This window comes from Pantoea sp. OVA07A, from assembly GCF_019969975.1.
Lineage (GTDB): Bacteria > Pseudomonadota > Gammaproteobacteria > Enterobacterales > Enterobacteriaceae > Pantoea > Pantoea agglomerans.
The window spans coordinates 1,255,537-1,268,892 of sequence record NZ_JAHXYM010000001.1; the positions used below are offsets into that span (position 1 = coordinate 1,255,537).

Sequence of the window (13,356 nt, forward strand, 5' to 3'; positions counted from 1 at the left end):
GAGATCGAGCCTGCTCAGGGAACACGGTTAGATCGGAAAGTCGCTTAAGCCATCCCGGGCCGCTCGTCCCGCACGACTACGCACCTCATCCCTGAGGTGCGCCCGTAGCCGGGCCAACGCTTCGCGTTGTTCAAAAACGCTCCCGGCGTTTTTATCCGGTCAGCGGGACGCTTTCCTCTTCTGCCCGTGTTCCCTGCGTGTTGAGTTTATTCATTGCGGTAAAATTCACCCTGATTTTGATAGATCAGTAGGCTGCCAGGTTTTGCTTAACACGAATCAGCGCACGACATCGCAGGGCTGTAAATCTTCGCCCTGGGTCATCTCATCCTGCAGTATTTGCAGCATACTGCTGGCAATCTCACGTTCACCCATCACCACACGGGTGGCACCCCGTTCCATGATGTACTCGACTTCATCGTCATAGTGGGCGCGGGCGATAATCTCGATATTCTGATGTTTTTCACGCGCGGCGGTGACTACTTCACCCGCTTCATAGCCATTCGGAATAGTCAGTAACAGCCAGCGGGCGCAGTCGAGTCGGGCCAGTTCCATGGTGTCAGCGCGGGCAGCATTACCCAGCACCGCCTTGATGCCGCGCTCGCGCAGCGCCTCGACACGAGCGCGGGAGTTTTCAACCACCACCAGCGGAACATTGGCCTCAAGCAGCTTCTGACCAATCAGACTGCCCACCCGGCCGTAACCCACAATCACCGCGTGATTGCAGAAATCCACCGGGATCTGCTTCTCTTCTTCAATCGCCTCTTCCAGCGTCTGCTCTTCCATCGTCTCCGTTTTCGCCAGGAAACGCTCCAGCAGGGTAAACAGGATCGGATTAAGCATAATCGACAGGATGGCGGCGGCCAGCACCAGGTTGCGGCCCTCGTCAGTCAGCAGGCCCAGCGAGATACCCAGACCGGCCAGAATAAAGGCGAATTCACCAATCTGCGCCAGACTAACCGAAATGGTCAACGCTGTACGACGTGAATGGCCGAGCAGCGATACCAGCAGCCAGGCGGCGACCGATTTACCCACCACAATAATCACCAGCGCGCCCAGCACTGCCAGCGGCTGCGTCACCAGAATCGACGGGTCAAACAGCATGCCGACCGAGACAAAGAACAGCACGGCAAAGGCATCACGCAGCGGCAGCGTATCGCGCGCGGCGCGGTGGCTCAGTTCCGACTCGTTCAGCACCATACCGGCAAAGAAAGCGCCCAGCGCAAACGAAACATCAAAGAATTCAACGGCACCAAAGGCGATGCCCAGCGCCAGCGCTAATACCGCCAGAGTAAACAGTTCACGCGAGCCGGTGGCGGCGCTGCGGGCGAGGATCCAGGGGACGGCACGCCGTCCCACCACCATCATCAGCACCATAAAGGCGGCGACTTTGCCGATGGTCCACAGCAGGTCCCAGGCCAGCAGTCCGGCACTGGCGTTGCCCTGTTCCATCATGCCGGCAATCGCAGGCAGCAGCACCAGTGTCAGCACCATTACCAGATCTTCAACAATCAGCCAGCCAATCGCAATCTGCCCGCGCTGGCTATCGATCAGTTGTCGCTCTTCAAGCGCGCGCAGTAACACCACGGTACTGGCGGTAGAGAGGCAGAGACCAAACACCAGGCCGGTCATCCACGACCATCCCAGCGTCCACGACAAGCCCATTCCCAGTAACGTCGCGACCGCGATCTGTGCGATGGCACCGGGAATGGCTATCGACTTTACCGACATGAGATCTTTCATTGAGAAGTGCAGGCCGACACCAAACATCAGCAGAATCACGCCGAGTTCTGCCAGTTCAGGGGCCAGATTGGTATCGGCAACAAAGCCGGGGGTAAAAGGGCCAGCCAGCACGCCAGCCATCAGGTAGCCAACCAGGGGCGAAATACGCAGGCGGTTCGCCAGCATCCCAAGGAGAAATGCCAGAACCAGTGCTCCGACAATGGTAGTGATCAACGGTGTGGTGTGATGCATGCCTGTCTCCTTGTATACAAATGTATCCGCTTGTAACAAATGAGTTTAAAACAAAATCTATTCTTTCGCTGAGCAATTTGCGGGAATACCCTAAAAAAGCAGGAAAAAAAGTCAAATGCACAATCGAAAGGGTGTTTTTGTTCATTATCCATAATATTGGCTGATTTGACGGTTTAAAGCGGTCCGGGTAAATAAAAATTAGCATCCCTAAATGCCGTGGGTATGACACAAATAAGGGTTAAATGCGCGCACAGACAGGGTAAAGCCCGTCAGCGGCACTTTTGCAGGGGTAAACAACTGGTTAACATCAGGCCTGGCTACCCGTTCTGGCTTATCCGGAACAAACCAGCCTGACGCGGGCGCGGCCTTGCGGCTGTTGTCATGCTCAGCAAAAGCGGTCCGGAGATAAAAAGAGTGGCATACAGAGACAGGCGAATGTGCGTTGGCCTTGAGTTCGCCGGGGGAATGTGCGACACAGTGGGGCAAACCGGCAGTAAAATCGGGCCAGACGGCAAATTAAGGAGAATCACAGTGTTGTTATCTAAATGGACAGGGGCGGGCGTGGCACTACTGGTGGCCCTGATGCCGCTGTTTTCACAGGCCGCCCAGGCCGATCGCACCTATCGTTTCAGCCTGCTGCACACCAACGATGAGCATGGTCATTTCTGGTTTACTGAGCAGGGTGAATATGGTCTGGCGGCGCAGAAAACCTTGATGGATACGATGCGCTACGATGTGCAGTCCAGAGGCGGCGGCGCATTGATTCTCTCTGCCGGTGATGTGAACACGGGCGTACCGGAGTCCGATGAGCTGGATGCTGAACCCGATTTTCGCGCGATGAACCTGATTGGCTATGATGCCATGGCGCTGGGCAACCATGAGTTCGACAAGCCCATCGCGGTCCTGCGCAAGCAGGAGAAGTGGGCGCGATTCCCGCTGCTCGCCGCTAACGTTTATCAGAAAAGTACCGGTCAGCGCCTGTTTAAGCCCTGGGCGGTATTCAACCGTCTCGGGCTGAAAATTGCGGTGGTCGGGCTGATTACCCCGGATACGGCGAAACTGGCCAATCCGGCGGGCCTGACGGATACCGAGTTCCGCGATCCGATTGCGGAGGCGGAGAAGGCGGTGGCCGAACTGCGCGCCACAGAGAAGCCGGACGTGATTGTCGCGCTGACCCACCTTGGTCACTATGACGACGGTAAGCATGGCAGCAATGGCATTGATGACGTTACCCTGGCGCGCAGCCTGCCTGCCGGCACCATCGATCTGATTGTTGGTGGTCATTCGCATGATGCGGTCTGCATGGAAAAAGAGAACGTCAGCGTTAAAAATTATCAGCCGGGCCAGCCCTGCAAACCCGATCAGCAGAACGGGATCTGGATTATGCAGGCGGATAAATGGGGCAAATATGTCGGACGTGGTGACTTCACCTTCCGTAACGGGCAGGTGACGCTGGAGGCTTATCAGCTGGTGCCGGTCAACCTTAAACATCAGATAAAGAACGCGGATGGCAGCGAAACCTGGCTCACCTGGCAGGAAGAGATCCCGAAAAACACCGCCATGATGAAACTGCTGATGCCATTCCAGAAACGGGCTGAGGCGAAGTTAACCGTGAATGTCGGCAGCGCCGACGGCAGCTTCAGCGGTGAAAAAGAGCAGGTTCGCTTTGAGCAGACGAATCTCGGCCAGCTGATTCTGCGCGCCCAGATGGCGCACACCAAAGCCGATTTTGCGGTGATGAGCGGCGGTGGTATTCGCACCTCGCTGAAATCGGGCAAGCTGAGCTGGCGTGACCTGCTGCAGGTCCAGCCGTTTGGCAATCAGGTGGTCTCGGTCAGCCTGACCGGGGCGGAGATCAAAAAATATCTGGATGTGGTCGCCAATATTCAGCCTGACTCAGGTGGCTACGCCCAGTTTGCCGGTATCAGCCTGACCGCAGACGGTAAACATGTCAGCGACGTCAGCATTAACGGTAAACCGCTGCAGGATGCGCAGCATTATCGCATGGCAACCAACAGCTTCAATGCGGCTGGCGGCGACGGTTATCCGCGTCTGGATAATCATGCGGGTTATCTCAACAGCGGGGCAGTCGATGCGCAGGTGTTGCGTGACTGGATCAAGACGCACTCGCCGGTCAAAGCCAGCGACTATCAGCCGAAAGGGCAGATTGTGCATCTGACCGATGAGCAGATCCGGGCGCGGGATGAAGCTGCGGAAAAAGCGCGGAAGCGTAACTATCCAAAAATGATCCTGGCGTGGATCTGGCCGTGGGGGAACGAAACAGCCGCCACGCATTGAACTGACCGGGAGGCGCTTGCGCCTCCCGTTTTTCTTACGCCCGGCAGGCGTGACGTCTGATCCAGCGCTCGCGCAGTTTGTCCCACACCCAGTTGTAGGCCATGGTGTAGGGCAGGAAGAAGAGGAAAAAGGCCACTTCGACCAGGAAAGCCTGACCCAGAGAGATATCCAGCATCCAGGCGGCAATGGGCAGACCAATCAGGATAAATCCACCTTCAAACCCCAGCGCATGTAATACACGCACGCCCGGGCCACGTTTCTGGCCTGGCGCATAGAGGCGATCAAATCCGCTGTTGTAAATCATGTTCCATAGCATCGCGACCGTAGAGAGCATAATCGCCAGCGATCCCATCTGAAACAGCGGTTTATTCATTGCCCATGCCGCCAGCGGCGAAACGGTGAGAATCGCCAGTGTTTCAAAGCAGACAGCATGAAGAATACGTTCTTTAAGTGAGCGGGTACGCATTGTGAGTTCTCCTTCAATAATGCGGCGCATTTTCACACGTCAGAATGCTAAGATAAAATGAACACCTATCGAAAAAAGCGATGGTTCAGATGCGTTACTCCCCGGAATCCCTTGAGGCTTTTATGCAGACTGTGGCGAGCGGTTCTTTCTCTGCCGCTGCGCGCGCGCTGGGTAAAAGTCAGTCCACCATCAGCGCGGCAGTAGCCAGTCTTGAAGACGATCTCGGCTTTGCGCTGTTTGAACGGGCAGGTCGTCAGCCGGTCCTCACCGAGCAGGGACGCCGCGTTATTCCTCAGGTTCAGCAGATCCTGGCAGCCAGCGAGCGGCTGGATGCGCTGGCGATACGGCTGTCGCAGGGCGTTGAACCCCGGCTCAGTTTTGCCATGTCAGACTTCTGGCAAACCGATCATCACGAGCATCTGCTCAGGCAATTTGATGCCCGTTATCCGGAGATTGAACTGGAGGTCATGATTGCCGAGGATGGTGATGTGCTGGATCTGCTGCAGGCCGGACGGGTACATCTGGGCGTGGTGCGGGCACAGCCCAATCTGCCGGTGGATATTGCCGTGGCGCGACTGCAGGTGGAAGCGCAGATGGCGGTCTTTTTACATCGCGATCATCCGCTGGCCCAGCTTAAGACCCTGAGCGAGAGCGAGCTGGAAGGGGTTCGTCACCTGCGATTAAATACCTGGGTTGAGGCATCTGAACCCGCGCCAATGGGGCGCATCTGGTCGGCACCGACCTATCTGTTACTGCTGGAGATGGCGGAGCAGGGATTTGGCTGGACGATTCTGCCGCGCTGGCTGGTGAAACAGTTTGGTCATGGCGTTCTGAAAGAGTTGTCGATGCCGGGCTGGCCGCAGCATATTGCCATTGAGGTGGTCTGGTCACGCCGTACGCCACCCGGTCCGGCGGGTCGCTGGATGATCGATCAGCTCTGCGCCCAGCCTCGGGTTTAGTCGTGGCGGGCGATATCCGCAAACGGAGCGTCCAGCAGTCGTGAAAGATCCTGGGGAGCCAGTTCGATATCCAGCCCACGCTTGCCGCCTGAGATAAACATGGCGTCAAACGCGCTGGCAGAGTGGTCAATCACCGTAGGCAGCCGTTTTTTCTGGCCCAGCGGACTGATGCCGCCCACCAGATAGCCAGTGACCCGCTGGGCCAGCTGTGGGTCGGCCATATCCGCTTTCTTCGCGCCCAGCGCTTTTGCCACTTTCTTCAGATCCAGTTGCGTCGATACCGGCGTAATCGCCACTGCCAGCTGTTTCGCCTCGCCATTCAGCGCCACCAGCAGCGTCTTATAGACCTGGCGCGCATCCAGATTGAGTTTACGTACCGCTTCGTCACCAAAATGGGTTTCGCTGCTGTCATGCTCATAGGGATGCAGGGTGAAGCTGACTTTTTGTTTTTCCAGCAATTTTACGGCGGGCGTCATACAGGTTCCTTACTAAGAATAATCTTATTACGCAGAATCGTGGAAAAAGGTGGCGAAACTTTGTTCTTTGAGTGAAAATTAGCCGCGCGCCAGCAATCTGATTGCTGAGCGATAACCAAAATCATAAACAAATTCCTCTTTGACGGGCCGATAATATTATCGGCTCTCTTTTTTTCAGGGCTTCTTCAGCATCTCAGACAGGTTATCTTCGCCGTAGAGATGCAGAGCACCGACCGCTACCACATAGTTTCCTGCTGATAATCCCTGAAGCCGGTCACACCACTGCGCATTTCGCTGACCGATCAACGTATCATTCAGCGCCTGGCTGAAGGTGGCGGGCAGGGTGATTTCCGGCTGGCGTGGCGGCGTATCGAGCCACCAGCTCACCATCATCTGCAGCAGGCGCGCATTGGTGTGCCAGTGCAGCAGCGTATCCTGCAACAACGCCATGCCGTCATCCGGCAGCGCAGTCAGCAGGGCGATCTGCGCCTCTGCGCCTTCCAGTTCAATCACCGGTTTGTTCAGACCTTTCGCGGCCTGCAACAGCTGATAATCGATGCCGTAGTCAGGTCGCAATCCCAGCCTTTGTGCCTGCTGCGCCTGTAACATCAGCGCCACCTGCCAGGCGGGCAGATTATCAAACAGGCTCAGATTGAGGCTCATCTCCTGACAGAGTGCGGTGAGCGTTTGCATCGCGTGACTATCCAGCCGGGTGGAAAGCGCAGGACGATCGCCGTGGTGATCAAAGGGTGAACCACCCTGCGTAATATCCGCTTCCACAATCAGTGCATCCGCCTGCTGCAACTGACGCAGCAGACGGGCGGGCAACGGCTGCATGTCGCGCGTTCCCATATGGATGCTGCCGACCAGATGCAGCTGACGATCGCCAAGCCGGACATCCATCGCAGGCCAGCGGTAACTGGCGGGAAAAAGTTGGCTGATAAAGCCGCGCAGTGAGCGCCAGATGTTGCCTGTCATTCCCGGTCCTTTGCGATTCAAAACCCCATGCTAGCGACTTCAGCGCGCGAAAAACAGCGCTGAAACGGCGATTACTCGCGCGGTGGCCGGTAACGCAGCAGGCGGTTAGCATTGCTGACCACGGTAATGGAGGAGAGCGCCATCGCTGCACCCGCCACAATCGGGCTGAGCAGGGTACCGGTCAGCGGATAGAGCACACCCGCTGCCACCGGAATGCCGATGCTGTTATAGATAAATGCCCCAAACAGATTCTGCCGGATATTGCGCAGCGTCGCGGAAGAGAGCGCTAACGCGTCCGCCACGCTGTTCAGGTCGGCACGCATCAACGTGATGCCCGCGGTTTCCACCGCCACATCGCTGCCGCCACCCATGGCAATGCCCACATCGGCCTGCGCCAGTGCGGGCGCGTCATTGATGCCATCGCCTACCATCGCGACGCGACGACCCTGCTGCTGTAAGTGTTCAATTGCAGCCGCTTTGCCTTCCGGCATCACGCCCGCAATCACTTCATCAATACCGACCTCGGCAGCAATGGCGCGCGCGGTATTTTCATGATCGCCGGTCAGCATAATCAGGCGATAACCCTGCTGATGCAGTCGCTTCAGGGCTGCGCTGCTTTCTGGCCGAAGCTGATCGCGCAGCGCGATAAGCCCGGTTAGCTGGCCCTGCTCAGCCAGTAACACCGGCGTTGCACCCTGTTGCGTCAGCCGCGCAATCTCTGCTTCCGCCGCCTGGTAATCGACGCCGTTATCCTGCATTAGCGCGGCATTACCCAGCAGCAGCGTTCTGCCATCCAGACTACCGCTGACCCCTTTGCCGCGTATTGTACGAAATTGCGCTAACAGAGGCGGCTGGGTCAGTTTCGCTTCGGCGACAATCGCTTTTGCCAGCGGATGGCCCGAGGCGAACTCCAGCGCAGCCGCGGTCGCTAACACTGATTCACGGGTGGCATCCCCCCAGACCTGCACGTCACTGACCTGCGGCCTGCCGGCAGTGAGTGTGCCGGTTTTATCAAACACCAGCGTGTCGATTTGGCTGGCGCGCTGCAAGGCATCGGCGTCGCGCACCAGCACCCCCAGCTCGGCGGCGCGGCCAACACCGGCAATAATCGACATCGGCGTCGCCAGGCCCAGCGCACAAGGACAGGCGATAATCAGCACGGTTGTCGCGATCACCAGCATGTAGGCAATTTGTGGCTGCGGTCCGAACAGATACCACACTGCGCCGCTGAGCAGTGCGATCAACACCACCACCGGGACAAAAACGGCGGAGATGCGATCCGCCAGACGGCCCACATCCGGTTTACTGCTCTGCGCCTGACGCACCAGCCGGATAATGCGCGACAGGGTGGTGTGATTACCCGTCGCCCGGGCGATAAATTCTACCGAGCCATCCTGCACCAGGGTGCCGGCAAAGATGGCTGCGCCCGGGGTCTTGCTTTGCGGCACCGCCTCACCGGTCAGCATCGCTTCATCAAACCAGGCTTCACCCGTGGCGATTTCGCCATCGACCGGCACCCGATCGCCGGTGACCAGGCGCAGCGTCATGCCGGGCTGCACATCGCTGACCGGAATCAGCCTGTCGCCCTGTTGATCAACCTGCCGCGCCTGGGCTGGCGTCAGATCCAGCAATCTTTCCAGCGCTTTAGAAGATCGCTGACGCGCCCGCTGTTCCAGGGCATGCCCCAGATTGATCAGGCCCAGGATCATGACGCTGGCTTCGAAATAGAGATGGCGCGCCTGTGGCGGGAAAAAGTCGGGCCACAGCACCACGCTAAAGGAGTAAATCCAGGCGGCGCCTGTGCCGAGTGCCACCAGCGTATCCATGGTGGCGCTGCCATTGCGTAAACTGCGCCAGGCACTGCGGTAAAAATGGCTGCCGGTGACGATCATGATCAGCAGAGTCACGATGCCCAGCGTCAGCCAGACGCCGTGGTTGTGGTCGGTGAGCATCATGTTGTCGCCCACCATGCCCCAGATCATCAGCGGCAGGCCAAACGCTAAGGCGACTGCAGCCTGCCAGCTGAAACGCCGCATCGCGCTGCGGGCGCTGAGCTGCTGCTTCTCCCGTCGCTCCTGCTCGTCATCCACTACCTGCGCGCCATAACCCGCGGCATCGACGGCCGCTACCAGCTGCTGCGGATCAGCGTCGCCCAGCACCAGCGCACTGCGTTCGCCGAGATTTACGCGCGCCTGGCTGACGCCTGCGACCTGCTGCAGTGCTTTTTCCACCCGGCTCACGCAGCTGGCGCAGGTCATGCCCTCAATCAGCAGCATATGGGTGGGGAGGGTTGTTCCTGCCGGACGGGAAGCAGTCTCCGTTGTCAGCGCCTCCGGCGGCGGCTCTGATGCTGTCAACGGTTCAGACTTTGGGGAAGCGTCCGCGGTTTTCAGCGTCGCGTGATAACCCGCCTGCTCCACGGTGGCGATCAGCGCGGCCGCATCTGCGTGACCGGAAACCTGCGCTTCCTGTTGGGTCACGTCGGCCTGGTCAACATCATCGCGTTGTTCCAGTGCCTCTTTGACACGTTTGACACAGTGGCCGCAGGACAAGCCGTCCAGTGCCAGAGAAATAGTGTGTGACATAATCAACTCCTTCTGTAATCCCATTTGACCGATTGGTCATTTTCGATTCATGCTTAAGCATAAACCTTCCATCAAGGGGAAGGTCAAGGGGACGAAAATGAACATCAGCGATGTGGCAAAAAAGACCGGACTGACCAGCAAGGCGATACGTTTTTACGAAGAGAAGGGGGTGGTGACGCCGCCGTTGCGCAGTGAAAATGGCTACCGCAGCTACAACGGACACCATCTTGAGGAGCTGAACCTGTTACGTCAGGCACGACAGGTTGGCTTCACGCTGGATGAGTGTCGTGAGCTGGTGGCGCTGTTTAACAATCCGTCGCGCCACAGTGCCGATGTAAAAGCCCGTACTCTGCAGAAAGCGGATGAAATTGCGGCGCATATTGAAGAGCTGCACGTCATGCGCGCTCGCCTGCTGGCGCTGGCAGAGGCCTGTCCCGGCGATGACGGCGCCGAATGTCCGATTATCAACAATCTGGCTGGATGCTGCGGTCAGCGTGGCTGAATACGCAGCGTAATCCCCTCAATGCCGGTTACGACCACTGCTGTGCCCGCAGGCAGATCCTGCTCCGCCTCGACCCGCCAGCTGCTATCCCCGATCCGCACATGGCCGGTGCGGTTATGCAGCGCGGTATCCAGCGTCAGCTGCAACCCGATCATCTGACTGCCGCGCTGGTTCAGGGCATTGGGTTTCTGACGCGCTTCACGGTGGCGCATCCAGCGATACCATAAAAAGACGCAGATCAGCGTCAGCACGGCAAACAGAGAGCCCTGCGCCGTCCAGCTTACCGGCACAAACCACTCAATGAGGCCGACGATGACCGCCGCCAGCCCGCTCCAGAGCAGGTAACCGCTGGTGCCCAGCATCTCAGCCGCCAGCAGTAACCCACCCAGCGTCAGCCAGAACCAGTGCGGATGCGCGATAATATCGACCAGCATCAGCGTTTCGACTCAGTGCGTGATTCCTTCAGCAGTTCACCGATGCCCGCAATCGAACCCAGCAGACTGCTCGCCTCCAGCGGCATCATCACCACTTTGCTGTTATTAGCTTCACCGATTTTTTGCAGCGCATCGGTATATTTCTGTGCCACAAAGTAGTTAATGGCCTGAATATCACCTGATGCGATCGCTTCCGAGACCATCTTAGTGGCGTTAGCTTCCGCTTCCGCCTGACGTTCGCGCGCTTCTGCCTGCAGGAACGCCGAGGTCCGTTCACCTTCTGCTTTGAGGATTTGCGACTGCTTATCCCCTTCAGCGCGCAGGATCGCCGCCTGTCGCACCCCTTCGGCTGTCAGAATATCGGCGCGTTTAGTTCGCTCCGCTTTCATCTGCGCATTCATCGCGCCAATCAGCTCCTGCGGCGGACGCACATCGCGGATCTCGATGCGGGTGATCTTGACGCCCCACGGATTGGTCGCTTCATCCACGATATGCAGCAGGCGGGTGTTGATGCTGTCGCGCTGTGACAGCATTTCGTCCAGCTCCATGCTGCCAAGCACGGTACGCATATTGGTCATGGTGAGGTTAAGAATCGCCTGCTCAAGATTGCTGACTTCATACGCGGCACGCGCGGGATCAACGACCTGAATAAAGCAGACCGCATCGATGGTGACGTTGGCATTGTCTTTAGAGATGATCTCCTGCGAGGGAATATCCAGTACCTGTTCCATCATGTTGATCTTACGACCGACACGATCCATGAACGGCACCACCAGGCTTAATCCTGGCTGCAGGGTGCGGGTATAACGGCCAAAGCGCTCAACCGTCCATTGAAAACCTTGTGGCACGATCTTGACGGTGGCCCAGACCGCCACCAGCGCCAGAATAATCAGGGCAGGAATTACAGTGATCATACAACCTCCGCGTTGTCAGATTAACGGGCCGAGTCGCTTCGGCCCGGGGTGCTGCCGCTTAGTAGAGCAGGGAATAGAGCTGACGACGATAACGCGCGGCAAGTGCATCGCCGGTACCCAGCGCCGCCAGAATCTCCTGCAGCATTTTACGCGCCTGGCCATCAGCGGCATTAAGATCGGATTTCAGGAAGCTGAACAGCAGTTCCAGTGCTTCTTCATTACGGCCCACCTGATGCAGCTGTAACGAGAGTTTAGCAGCCAGCCCGGCGTTAGTCGGGTCAGCCTCCAGCTGGGATTGCAGCTGCTGAATCTCCGGCGTATCCGCTGCCTGTTTCAGCAGATCGATCTGCGCCATCAGGCTCTGATAGCGGGTATCCTGATCCTGCAATGGCACCACTTTCAGCACCGCTTCCGCTTCATCGCTGCGGTTCAGGGTAATCAGTACGTCAGCCAGCAGGAAACCGATCTCGCTGGACTGATTGCTCAGCTGCCACGCATCTTTTAACAACGGCAGCGCCTCCAGCGGTTTACCTTCCTGCATCAGCGCCATCGCCTGCTGCGCTTTCAGCTCTTCTTCGCGCGGCAGGACTTTTTCCAGCAGGGCGCGGATCGCTTCTTCCGGCTGCGGTCCCTGGAAGCCATCAACCGGCTGACCATCCTGGAACAGATAGACGGTCGGGATTGAACGCAGACCAAACTGCGACGCCACCCTTTGCTCTTTGTCGCAATCCAGTTTTGCGAGAATAAACTGACCCGCGTACTCCTGCGCCAGGCGCTCCAGCACGGGCGTCAGCTCCTGACAGTGCTGGCTGCGCTCAGACCAGAAGTAGAACAGCACCGGCAGCTGCATCGACTGCTCAAGGGTCTGCTGCAGGTTAGATTCGTTGATGTCGATGATCGAAGCTTGTGGTGACATGGATAAGTCTCTTTGCAAAAAGTGTTCTAAGAATATGGGGCCAACTGGCCCGGCTTCAAGCGCTATTGCGCATGGCTGCTTAATGGCTGCGCAAAATGCGATCCAGCATCCAGCCGGGCAGTAACCGTTTCAGCAGGCTCATTATGTGTGCGACCAGTGTCACCGGATAGCGTAAACGCGGATGTTTACTCTCGAGTGCATGACGAAGTTTAGGCAGAATGGCTTCTGGTGGCAGAGTAAAACGTGCCGCGATGCCAGGGTTGCGCACCGGGTTATGCTGTTCGCCCTGCGTCACATTGTCGGTAAAACGGGTCTGAATCGGACCCGGTTCAATCAGGCTGACCCGGATGCCGCGGCTGCGCACTTCAAGCCGCAATGCATCGCTCCAGGCTTCCAGCGCAAATTTACTGGCGGCATAGGCACCCCGGCCTGGCGTGGAGATCAGCCCCAGCACCGAGCTGGTATTAATAATGCGGCCATCGCCGCTGGCCTGCAACGCCGGTAACAGACGCAGTGTCAGCTGATGAACGCCGAAAAAATTGCTGGAAAACTGCTGTTCCAGCTGCTGGCGGGAGAGGGTGTGCAGCGGGCCATAGAGTCCAAATCCGGCGTTGTTAAACAGCGCCGTCAGACGGTTATCGCAGAGCGCGAGCACAGTATCGGCGGCCCGATCCACACTTTGCGGATCGTCGAGATCCAGTTGTAGCCCGGTAAAGCCCAGTGTTTCCATGCGGGCGACATCCTCTGCTTTACGGCAGGCGGCGATCACCCGGTAGCCCCGCGCCAGTAAATCGTGAGCGGCAACCAGGCCAATACCGCTCGAACAACCTGTAATCAGAATGGTTTTTTGCATTTCT

12 protein-coding genes are annotated in these 13,356 nt (G+C 57.8%); 3 read left to right on the plus strand and 9 right to left on the minus strand.

Annotation, left to right across the window (positions count from 1 at the left end; all coding sequences use genetic code 11):
• Positions 1-276 precede the first annotated feature (276 nt).
• A complete protein-coding gene (gene ybaL, locus LC417_RS05995; protein ID WP_010259074.1) occupies positions 277-1,971 on the minus strand; it encodes a YbaL family putative K(+) efflux transporter in 1,695 nt (564 codons plus the stop codon).
• 531 nt (positions 1,972-2,502) lie between these two features.
• Here ybaL and ushA point away from each other — a divergent pair.
• Complete coding sequence (ushA, locus tag LC417_RS06000; protein WP_307380726.1) at positions 2,503-4,269, plus strand: bifunctional UDP-sugar hydrolase/5'-nucleotidase UshA; 1,767 nt, start codon at positions 2,503-2,505, stop codon at positions 4,267-4,269.
• A gap of 34 nt (positions 4,270-4,303) precedes the next feature.
• Here the strand turns inward: ushA and LC417_RS06005 are convergent, their stop codons facing one another.
• The gene (locus tag LC417_RS06005; protein WP_010671229.1) at positions 4,304-4,735 is read right to left on the minus strand and encodes a multidrug/biocide efflux PACE transporter; all 432 of its coding nucleotides are present in this window, start codon (positions 4,733-4,735) and stop codon (positions 4,304-4,306) included.
• 89 nt (positions 4,736-4,824) lie between these two features.
• On the opposite strand from LC417_RS06005, the gene LC417_RS06010 reads away from it, so the two are divergent.
• Positions 4,825-5,694 (plus strand): LysR family transcriptional regulator, encoded by an 870-nt coding sequence (locus LC417_RS06010; protein ID WP_010671230.1) that lies wholly within the window; start codon positions 4,825-4,827, stop codon positions 5,692-5,694.
• On the opposite strand, the gene ybaK is transcribed toward LC417_RS06010, so the two are convergent.
• From ybaK to copA, 3 genes are all read right to left on the minus strand, one after another.
• Complete coding sequence (gene ybaK / locus LC417_RS06015) at positions 5,691-6,170, minus strand: Cys-tRNA(Pro)/Cys-tRNA(Cys) deacylase YbaK (protein ID WP_022626098.1); 480 nt, start codon at positions 6,168-6,170, stop codon at positions 5,691-5,693. The two genes, LC417_RS06010 and ybaK, sit on opposite strands and share 4 nt — an antisense overlap.
• A 174-nt stretch (positions 6,171-6,344) precedes the next feature.
• Entirely contained in the window at positions 6,345-7,148 is an 804-nt protein-coding gene (locus tag LC417_RS06020) for a TraB/GumN family protein (RefSeq protein ID WP_223565607.1), read from the minus strand.
• Between the two features lie 71 nt (positions 7,149-7,219).
• Positions 7,220-9,733 carry a copper-exporting P-type ATPase CopA gene (copA, locus tag LC417_RS06025; protein ID WP_187501266.1) on the minus strand — a complete coding sequence of 838 codons (2,514 nt, stop codon included), beginning with the start codon at positions 9,731-9,733 and terminating at the stop codon, positions 7,220-7,222.
• A 97-nt stretch (positions 9,734-9,830) separates the two neighbouring features.
• On the opposite strand from copA, the gene cueR reads away from it, so the two are divergent.
• Positions 9,831-10,235, plus strand: coding sequence for a Cu(I)-responsive transcriptional regulator (gene cueR / locus LC417_RS06030; RefSeq protein WP_010259067.1), 405 nt, complete (start codon positions 9,831-9,833; stop codon positions 10,233-10,235).
• Here the strand turns inward: cueR and LC417_RS06035 are convergent.
• From LC417_RS06035 to LC417_RS06050, 4 genes are all read right to left on the minus strand, one after another.
• Positions 10,223-10,669, minus strand: coding sequence for an NfeD family protein (locus LC417_RS06035; RefSeq protein WP_010671234.1), 447 nt, complete (start codon positions 10,667-10,669; stop codon positions 10,223-10,225). The two genes, cueR and LC417_RS06035, sit on opposite strands and share 13 nt — an antisense overlap.
• Complete coding sequence (locus LC417_RS06040; RefSeq protein ID WP_010259065.1) at positions 10,669-11,583, minus strand: SPFH domain-containing protein; 915 nt, start codon at positions 11,581-11,583, stop codon at positions 10,669-10,671. Before LC417_RS06040 ends, LC417_RS06035 begins: the two co-directional genes overlap by 1 nt.
• 58 nt (positions 11,584-11,641) lie before the next feature.
• Complete coding sequence (locus LC417_RS06045; protein ID WP_022626096.1) at positions 11,642-12,499, minus strand: co-chaperone YbbN; 858 nt, start codon at positions 12,497-12,499, stop codon at positions 11,642-11,644.
• A gap of 79 nt (positions 12,500-12,578) precedes the next feature.
• Positions 12,579-13,352, minus strand: coding sequence for an SDR family oxidoreductase (locus LC417_RS06050; protein WP_192072489.1), 774 nt, complete (start codon positions 13,350-13,352; stop codon positions 12,579-12,581).
• Positions 13,353-13,356 lie beyond the last annotated feature (4 nt).